The sequence below is a fragment of the Dysgonomonas sp. HGC4 genome (genome assembly GCF_001261715.1).
In the GTDB taxonomy this organism is placed as follows: domain Bacteria; phylum Bacteroidota; class Bacteroidia; order Bacteroidales; family Dysgonomonadaceae; genus Dysgonomonas_A.
This window is the reverse complement of record NZ_CVRU01000153.1, coordinates 1-9,351: the sequence shown is the minus strand read 5'-3', so window position 1 is coordinate 9,351 and position 9,351 is coordinate 1. Positions and strand designations below refer to the sequence as shown.

Genomic DNA, 9,351 nt, shown 5'->3' with positions numbered 1-9,351 from the left:
TGCGCCAAGCTCGTAGAATTCGTAAAATCAGGCGGTATCCTAATGATCTGTTCAGAACAAGCAACCTCCAATGCCAACTTCATGAACCTATTATTCGACTACCCCTCCCCAGCCATAGCCTCCGCCACCGGAGCAGCCCCCGGCGCCAACTATACCCTAGGCTTCAATACCACAAATATGCCAGCCAATATGCGCCCCTATTATTGTAGAGACGACGACCCCATTCTCAGAGGCCCATTCAATGATATCCTAGGAAGAAACTGGGGCGAAGACGCCTCCTACACCCAGTATATCACCAATCTGCCCTTAGACGAAGTCGTCATCTATTCCGGCGCCAGAGAAATCGGTAACACCACCCGTCCCGCCGAAGGAGTCACCATCTTCCGACACAAAAACCTACCCTTCGTATTTATCGGCGACGGCGGATTTAACTCCTCCGAAGCCCGAACCTATGCCAATGTACTAAGCAATGTATGTCCCTTCGTCCTAACCAATAGAACCATAAATGGCCGAACCTTTACCAATTACCCCGGCTTCCGTCTGAACTTTGGCGGCACAGGCAACAGAGTTGACAATACCACCTTTACCGCCAATGCCTTTGCCTGGTGTATATTACAAGCAGAAGAGTTTAGACGACAAAATCAATAACTATAAACCAATAAAGATCCTACCTTATACCCAACAAAAACCACGCAATACACCTTGTGTGGTTTTTTATACAATCAAAGATATATACATTAAAATTTTTCTTGTATTATAAAAAGTACTATCTTCGCCCCTGTAAAATAACTCATTACAATAATGGCTCAAGTAAAATTAACAAATATATCGCTAGATAATAATCTAAACTTTAACTATTTAGGCTTGGTTAATTGTGCTGAAATATTAGAGAGAGAGAGAGAGAGAGAGAGAGAGAGAGAGAGAGAGAGTTAAATAATACAGCTACACACTTAAAGCACTATTTATTTCCAAAAATTACAGGCGGAGTTATCTGTCTTTTTTTTATATTGCGTCTTATTTACGCTTGTGTTTTTTCTTTACAATATTTCCCCAATAAATATATTGTCAGTTGTTTCGGTAAACGTTTTCGTGTAATCGATTTGTTTTTTTGTTGTCGTTCAAAATCGGCACGAATCATTCGTTTACCTATGTCACAACTATGTCCGGCAGCAGCGTGTAGCGATTACATGTTGCTGCTTTTTTGTTCGAAACTAACTAACAAGATTAATAAATAATTTTTAAAATAATGACAATGAAAAGATTTTTTTTGCTGCCTCTCTGTTTATTATGTATGAGTCATATACAGGCACAAATCGGGATTAATACAGATGCTCCCAAGGCTACATTGGATATTAAAGCTCAAACAACGGGAGCAACTACCGCCGAGGGGCTTATTGCACCACAGCTAACTCGCTCTCAATTGGTGAGTAAAGATGCCAAATATGGAGTGGATCAAAAAGGAGCTATTATTTACGTTTCCACCATTGACGGTACGACTACCATCAAAACTACAAAGGTAACTATTGCCGGATATTATTATTTTGATGGTAGTGTATGGCAACCGATGGATTATACTCCCGAATCGTTGTATTTACCTTCGTTCAATCTGCCAATGACAGCGGTTGGGACTGCTAAAACTTACGATTTATATACCAATGTTTATAAAAAGCAATTTACCAAAGCTGGCAATTCAACTTGGGTAAGTAGTAATGCATCTCTCACTCAAATACCGGAAGTGTATACAGCCAGTCAATTAGATTTTGTGGTGACTTACTACGATCTGTCGGTGATAAAAGTAAATAGCGTTTCTGCGGCGGGAGTGCTTAATTATGATGTGCTTTCGATAGATCCTAATGACAGTTCTTTTATGAATATAATTCTGGTACTTAAGAAGTAAGGAGAAGTGAGATGAAACAAAAAATACTGATATTATTACTTGCTACGTGTTCTTTTCTAAGCCTGAATGCTCAGAAAGAACAAAACAACTGGTTTTTTGGAGAAGGGGCAGGCTTAACGTGGAATAAAACGGCAACGATGGCTGCAACGGGAGTTTTTGGAACTGGTAATGCTACATTGAGCGGCTTGCCTACCTCATTGGGTGTTACGCCTATCAATACATACGAAGGATGTTTTTCGCTATCTGATGTAGATGGCAATTTGTTATTCTTTTCCGATGGAATGACTATCTGGGATAAGAATATGAATCCCATGGTAAATGGGGGAGAGTTGACAGGGAATAGCTCGTCAGCCCAATCGGGTATTATAATACCGTACCCAAGTAGTTCGTCGCGCTATATAGCTGTAACCTTGGGTGAAAGAATGGCGAATAATTTATCCTATTCTATCGTAAATATGAGTTTAGGTGGGGGATTAGGAGCTGTTGAAGCAGCAAATAAGAATGTTTTATTAACAGGTCATAAAGGTCTTTTAGGTGAAACGGTAACGGCTGTACGACATAGTAATCGCGATGATTTTTGGATCGTGGCATTAGGCAGACCCGAAGCGGGTACTACCACCTCTTATCTTAATGTGTGGAAAGTATCGAGTACCACGGGTGTACAGACTTCGTGTCATAGTACATTTACGATACCCAATGCCGGAGGAACTGCAGATGCCGCCAATGGATATATTAAATTTACGAGTGATGGTAAGCACTTTGTTACATCTAATTTTGGTAGTAGATATTTTTTATTTGGTGATTTTGATCCTTCAACGGGTAAGGTGCTGAATGTGAAAATCAGAGCGAATGCTTACTTTCCTACTGCCATTAGGGGTGGAGCCTATGGTGTTGAATTTTCTCCCAATGGCAAATATTTATATCTGACTCAAACTCCAACCGGAATTTGGGGAACAGTTGAAATGGGAACAGGTTTATTCATTTATGATTTGGATGCCTTGTTATCTGCTGCCGATCCGAACACAATATTTCCGATCAAAACACTTCAAAACCCTACATCATTGGCTAATGGGCTTAACGACCACTTCGGAGGGATACAGCGCGCACCCGACAACAGAATATATATTACAAATTTTAATTCGGCGGGTATGTTCATTATTGATAATCCCGATGAACCTTTGAATTTGAAGGTTTATAAAATTGCCAAGTTATTCAATGGAAAAGCTTCTTTTGGGTTGCCGTCCTTTGCAGCACCTTGGTTTAAGATGCATATAACCCCTCCGGCTGATACACAAGCTTGTAGTGAGGCTACCGAATCTTATTCTCTGAGTTTCGAGAATGGAATGGGCTTCAATCTGGTTTCGAGAATAGTATTAGATTTTGGGGATGGCGGCAATAATTCTCAGGTAACAATTAATAATCCGAATATAACAGCTACTTATACTCACTCTTATTATTATAAGGCTCCGGGTACGTACACTATTACTGCCACAGCATATAATAGTAGTGGGGGAGTGGAAATTACTCAAACTTCGACAATGATTATCCGATCGTGTATACTCAAAGTCAATAAACATATACGAGGAGTTAATCAGTAAATAAACAGGCGATTATGAAATATATTCTATTGAAAATAATGATAGTGGCACTCATGTTATTATCGTGTGAGTTTGTTGCGGCACAGGTTGGTGTAATGAGAACTACAGCAAGTGCAACTATGCATGTAGAATCGAAACCTGGTGATGCCACTGTTGTTGATGGCATTATAGCTCCATCTCTTACTCGTGCACAGCTTATAGGTAAAGATACAAGGTATGGAACGGATCAAACTAATGCCATTGTATATGTTGGGGCAATTGATGGGGTAGTTTCTACCAAAACATCAAAAGTAACAAAGGTGGGTTATTATTACTTCGATGGTAGTATGTGGCAATGTATAGATCAGCCTGGTAAGTATTTCTATTTGCCCGTATTCGAACTACCCACAGATGCTAAAGGTGTAGGTAAAACTTACGATTTATATACCAATGTGGTGGCTAAGCAGTTCAAACAGTCGGGCAATAGTTTTTACTATACAAATAATGGATTTTTAACTCAACTTCCGAATGGTAGACTATCAGCCACACAGTTTGATTATGTTATTACTTATTACGATACCGATGTTATCAAAATTAATAGTATTTCTACAAGTGGTGTTGTAAACTACGATGTATTGAGTACCTTATTAGGACCTAGTTCGTTTGTAAATGTAGTGGTTATAACCAAATAATAGGTTTGCCTTGCATCTAAATCATGTATAGATGCACGTAAATATATAGCAGGAAAGGCGATTATAAGATCGCCTTTTTCTATTATAATATGTAAAGAAAATTTATTTGTAAGATTTCAAAAAAAGACAATTTAGTTGCGAATCATTTAGAATATCTAAAAATAGTTTCTATATTTGTCCCTGTAAAATAACTGTTTACACTAATATTGATGCATAATTTAACAAACATATTTTCTTTTAATAATCTAAATTTTAACTATTTAGGTTTGGATATGTGCGTCGAAATATTAGAGAGAGAGAGAGAGAGAGAGAGAGAGAGAGAGAGAGAGAGAGAGAGAGAGAGAGCTAAGTAATACCTTTACACATTTACAACACTACTTATTCCTAAAATTTACAGGCAGAATTATCTGTCTTTTTTTGTTATTGTGTCGAAATTACATCACAATTTGGTCTTTACAATATTTCCCCAATAAATATATTGTCAGTTGTTTCAGTAAACGATTTCGTGCGTCTGATTTGTTTTTTTGTTGTCGTTCAAACGCAGCACGAATCATCCGTTTACCTATGTCACAACTATGTTCGGCAGCAGCGTGTAGCGATTACATGTTGCTGCTTTTTTGTTCGAAACTTACTAATATTAAGGTAATAAATGATGATTATGAGGAGATTACCGCTAACTAAATAAAAAATATGATAATGAAAAATTTTTTTCTATTACTCGTGGGCTTGTTTTTTATCGGTTTATTACAAGCTCAAGTGGGTATCAATACCAAAAGCCCGTTTGGAGCATTTCATGTTGATCCAAAGGCAAATACAGGTGGTACAGCATTATTGCCGACTAACGATGCCGATGATGTAATTGTAAATACAAAGGGTTGGCTAGGGATAGGAACTGCTAATCCTACGGCTAGTTTAGATTTGAGAGGAACTATCCGAATTAATGACGGAACACAAGGCAGTGGAAACATCTTCACTACCGATGGTACAGGCTTAGGATATTGGGACTCGGAGTTCAAATTTAAAATTCTGAGTGGAGCAATTTCCAATAACCTTCTGTTGGGTGTAGGTTGGTCGGTGGTGAGTACTCAGCCTATAACCATTACTGAAGGTAAATGGCTGTTGAGTGCCAGAGTTGTAACTAAAAACGATTGTGCATCAAGTTACTATACTTGGGTACAGATTTATGATAAAAGCTCAGCTGTGGCGGTCAATGCTGCCGGAGGGCGTCCATCATTCGACAGTTCTTTGTACTGCGTGGTTCAAACAGCCGGAGTGGTTGAGGTTGCTAAGGGGCAGACTAAACAAATAGAACTTCATGCTCAAAATCATGCTGTATGTGCCTATACCTCGGCTGGCATAGGCGGCTCGTATTTGTATGCCATAAAACTGATGTAATATTAAAACTGATAACAATGAATATAAGAAAATATATAGCTGTTTGTTGCCTGCTTCCGTTGTCGATTAGCCTGCTGTGGTCGCAATCGGTGGCGATAAATAACAGTACTAATGCCATATTGGTAATAGACCCTTTGCAAAATACAAATGGTACAACCGGAACTGCTGACGATGTGGTGATTCTATCTAACGGAAAAGTAGGTATAGGTACTGCAACGCCTGCCGTAAGGCTTGATATTAGAGGAAGTTTGCGTATAGTAGATGGTGCTCAGAGCGAAGGAGCATTTCTGGTATCGGACGAGAATGGAGTGGGTACATGGTATGATTCTAATTTTATAGGGCGAAGAGTTGTATGGGGATCTGTTGTGTCAACGAAAACTGTGTCTGCCACTTATCAGGATATAACTTCAGCACCTTTAGATTTAACGGGTGGATTGTGGATGATTGTTGCCAAAGCCGATGTGGTAGGTACCATCTCAAATACATCTCTTTCTACTGCCGAATATGTATGGCTCAAGATTGTAGAGGAGGTTACCGATGGTAGCGGAGCAAAAACATATAGCGACGTGAGCGAAGGAGGTTTGCCTTATTCTATTCGAAAAGGATTGTATCAGAAATATTATAGTACGCCTATGGTGCAAGGCTTTATATCTATTCCGGTAGAAGGTCTTAACCAAAAGAAAAGGAAATACTTTGTACATATTAAAAGTCCTTCCACCGATTTTACAAATGCACAACTTACCCCCGATCTTACGGGTGCATATTTCTATGCCATTAAACTTCAATAAAAGAGATCTTTTTTGAAAATGGATTACTGATTGTATATTATTCAGTTCATATTTTTTACTTAAATACACACATATAGCCTTATGTTGAAACATAGAATTTTATTTATAAACATTATTATATCATTCGTAATAAGTTTACCATCCTATTCTCAGATAGGTATTAATACAGAAAATCCAAAATACTTGCTTCATATCGATGGACAGGGCAATAATGCTACCTCAGGTATAGTATCGGCTTCTCAGCTTTTGGACGATGTGGTAGTCGATAATAATGGTAATGTAGGTTTGGGAGCTATTCCCACAGTAAAATTAGAGGTCACAGGGTCGCTCTTTCTCTCGGGTACAAACTTAGAATCGGAGATGCGATTAATATCCGATGCTAATGGGTATGCCACATGGAGATCAATAGAAAATTTGCTGAATCCAATAGAGGCGGTTACGAAGGGTATACTGTATGGAGATCCTACCGGACTTACAGATCCTAATGTGGCAGATCCTACTCGAAGTTATACTTGGAGTGGAACTCAGATAAATGCATGGACTAATCTTACTCGTACTTCAATAAAAGTTACTCCCGGTACATGGCTTGTGTATGCTTCGATGGGGATAACAGGAAGTCCGAGTGTGATCGGAAATAACTTTTTCTGGATGCAGTTGAGAAATAAAACCACAGGAGCTATTCTCGAAACTGTTGGTAATCTGCACGAGTTTACCGGCGGTGGATGGGCCAAACCTCAATTCATGAAATTGATTGTGTTTCAGCAAAATGCAGAACTCGAAATCTGGGCTGGAAACGAAGCGGCAAGTAGCGTTAATAACAGATATGGAGGTAGCCACTTTGGAGCAATCAAAATATTGTAGTTCCGGATTATAATTAATTTTTTGTTGAGCTTTTTGTATAATAATTGACTCTTGCTCAATAGATGAAATCTATTATTTTTTTGTTTATAGTGTATATCAATAATAGTAGTAATATCTCCGTTTTTAGAGTTTATATGTAGGGTAGGGGGATAGATTATTGTATAATAGAGAACGAAGCAAATAGTTGAGTTTTTGTTATATTTCTAATGTTTTCGATAGAAACAGGAGTCTTTAGTGGTGATGCTGTGTTTTGAGGTGTGTTTTGAGGTGATAATTTATCAGATTGTAAGATGTAGGTGAGTGTCTTTGATACTGTTTCGTTTTCTAAATTAAATGAAACGAAGCCCAATTTTGTATAATAAAAACTTGTTTGCTATTGTAATAATAGACACATTTGTATTTCTTTTATTATTCAAATTATGAAAAAGGACCATCTTGATATTGTCGCTAATCTTGTGAATGCAATAAGAGCATCTGTGCCTTCTGATGTGAAAGTGCCGGAGTATTTGATGGACTTGCTTTCTTTGGGACGAGAGGCTGTCTATCGGAGGTTGAGAGGGGCAATAATGTTCAGTTTAGATGAGCTTGTGGTTATTTCGCAAGATCTGAATATTTCATTAGATGCAGTTGTAAATTTTAAACGACTTAATTCTAAAGTTGTTTTTGATGCAAGTCTTGTTATTGATAAAGATCCTAGAGATGAGCTTCCTCAAAATTTATCTATCTATATTGATTTTTATAAAAAAATAAAACAATCTGCTAATGCCAGAGTGCAGATTGCTACGAACCAGATTCCTTACCAATTTTTTTTGAAGCATAAATTATTAGCTAAAGTACCTTCGTACAAGTGGATATATCAAACTCAGTCATTTTCTGAGATGATCCCTTTTTCAGATTATCACGTATCGGAAGAGGTATCATTGCTGGTTAAAGAATTTGTAGAAATAAGTAATTCTGTTGATATTAATTTTATTTTTGATAGAGATAGCTTTAAGTCTTATGTAGAAGATATTGTATTTTTTATCAAACTAAACCTGATAACAGAAAATGATATTAAACAGCTCAAACAAGATTTGTTGGCTTTGATTAATGAGCTTGAGGTTATTTCTGCAACAGGAATTTTATCTCCTACGGCCCAGACTTTGGTTTATATATCCGATATCAGTGTTGAGACTACTTATGTTCTATATGAGAGTGACGATTTTAAAATTGCACATTACCGTGTATATGGTATTAGTACAATAACGAGTATCGATCCTAAAATCTGCGAAGCTCATAAAACCTGGATCGATTCATTGAAACGCTATTCGACTTTAATTACTAGAAGTGCAGACCTCGTGAGATCTGAATACTTTAATCAGCAGCGCGATTTTATAAATCGTTTATTGTAGGTTTTTTACTCTTTTTAGTCTATTTAAACTTAATGGTGTGCTGCTCTGGCTGTTTTTTTATATTATTTTTTGCAAAATGTGTCCATAAAGGATAATTTATTCTTATTCTGTGCTGGTTTTGGTTATTGTTTAGTCTGATTTATTACGTGATCTTTGTTGTGTATAAAATACGCTATAGGTTAGAGTGAACGTTAAATTGACAAATGTTGTAATCCTGATATAATAAGTTTTCATCGCAAGTAGTTGGGTACCTGTGTTCAAAATACAGATAGCCAAAAATCATTTTCTCTTCCTATACGTTAAGATGTATCATAAATAAGGTGTTTTTTGTTTGAATGCCTAAATAAGCATATCTACAGTTTTGTTGGTAATGCCTGTTGTGTAAGCGCGGTTTTAATCTGTTGTCATTTTATGCTTCACAAATAAGAGCTTACTGGTCAAAAAACTGTATTTAGTAGTAGTATGTAGTGATTACATGCTACTGCTTTTTAAACGATAATTTTATTCACATTAACAATTTTTTTTATTTAAAACGACAATAATGACAAAAAGGTTTTTTTTATTAATTCTGTTTTCGGTTTTATTCAGTATGCTCTCTGCTCAAGTCGGGATCAATACAGAAAACCCTAACATATTGACCGAGCTCGATGTGCGCAACCTTTTGGCCAACGGCACCGACACCATTCCCAAAGGCATAATGATCCCTCGCATGAGCGAACTTCAGCGAGACCAGATCGACGTCTCCAATAT

8 protein-coding genes and 1 pseudogene are annotated in these 9,351 nt (G+C 37.4%); all 9 read left to right on the top strand.

Going from position 1 to position 9,351, the window contains the following annotated elements; translation table 11 throughout:
* A pseudogene (locus tag HGC4_RS14680) lies at window positions 1–648 on the top strand (hypothetical protein); the annotation flags it as partial.
* 604 nt (window positions 649–1,252) lie between these two features.
* Window positions 1,253–1,897 (top strand): hypothetical protein, encoded by a 645-nt coding sequence (locus HGC4_RS14675; protein WP_157258322.1) that lies wholly within the window; start codon window positions 1,253–1,255, stop codon window positions 1,895–1,897.
* 11 nt (window positions 1,898–1,908) lie between these two features.
* The gene (locus HGC4_RS14670) at window positions 1,909–3,495 is read left to right on the top strand and encodes a PKD domain-containing protein (RefSeq protein WP_050710889.1); all 1,587 of its coding nucleotides are present in this window, start codon (window positions 1,909–1,911) and stop codon (window positions 3,493–3,495) included.
* Between the two features lie 14 nt (window positions 3,496–3,509).
* Entirely contained in the window at window positions 3,510–4,166 is a 657-nt protein-coding gene (locus tag HGC4_RS14665; RefSeq protein WP_050710888.1) for a hypothetical protein, read from the top strand.
* Window positions 4,167–4,862: 696 nt separating this feature from the next.
* The gene (locus HGC4_RS14660) at window positions 4,863–5,561 is read left to right on the top strand and encodes a hypothetical protein (RefSeq protein ID WP_050710887.1); all 699 of its coding nucleotides are present in this window, start codon (window positions 4,863–4,865) and stop codon (window positions 5,559–5,561) included.
* Between the two features lie 17 nt (window positions 5,562–5,578).
* Window positions 5,579–6,349 (top strand): hypothetical protein, encoded by a 771-nt coding sequence (locus HGC4_RS14655; protein WP_050710886.1) that lies wholly within the window; start codon window positions 5,579–5,581, stop codon window positions 6,347–6,349.
* Window positions 6,350–6,430: 81 nt separating this feature from the next.
* Window positions 6,431–7,210 carry a hypothetical protein gene (locus HGC4_RS14650; RefSeq protein WP_050710885.1) on the top strand — a complete coding sequence of 260 codons (780 nt, stop codon included), beginning with the start codon at window positions 6,431–6,433 and terminating at the stop codon, window positions 7,208–7,210.
* Between the two features lie 419 nt (window positions 7,211–7,629).
* Complete coding sequence (locus tag HGC4_RS14645) at window positions 7,630–8,601, top strand: hypothetical protein (protein WP_050710884.1); 972 nt, start codon at window positions 7,630–7,632, stop codon at window positions 8,599–8,601.
* Window positions 8,602–9,142: 541 nt separating this feature from the next.
* Window positions 9,143–9,351 (top strand): hypothetical protein (locus tag HGC4_RS18980; RefSeq protein WP_221406880.1); only part of this gene is annotated, 209 nt, incomplete at its 3' end.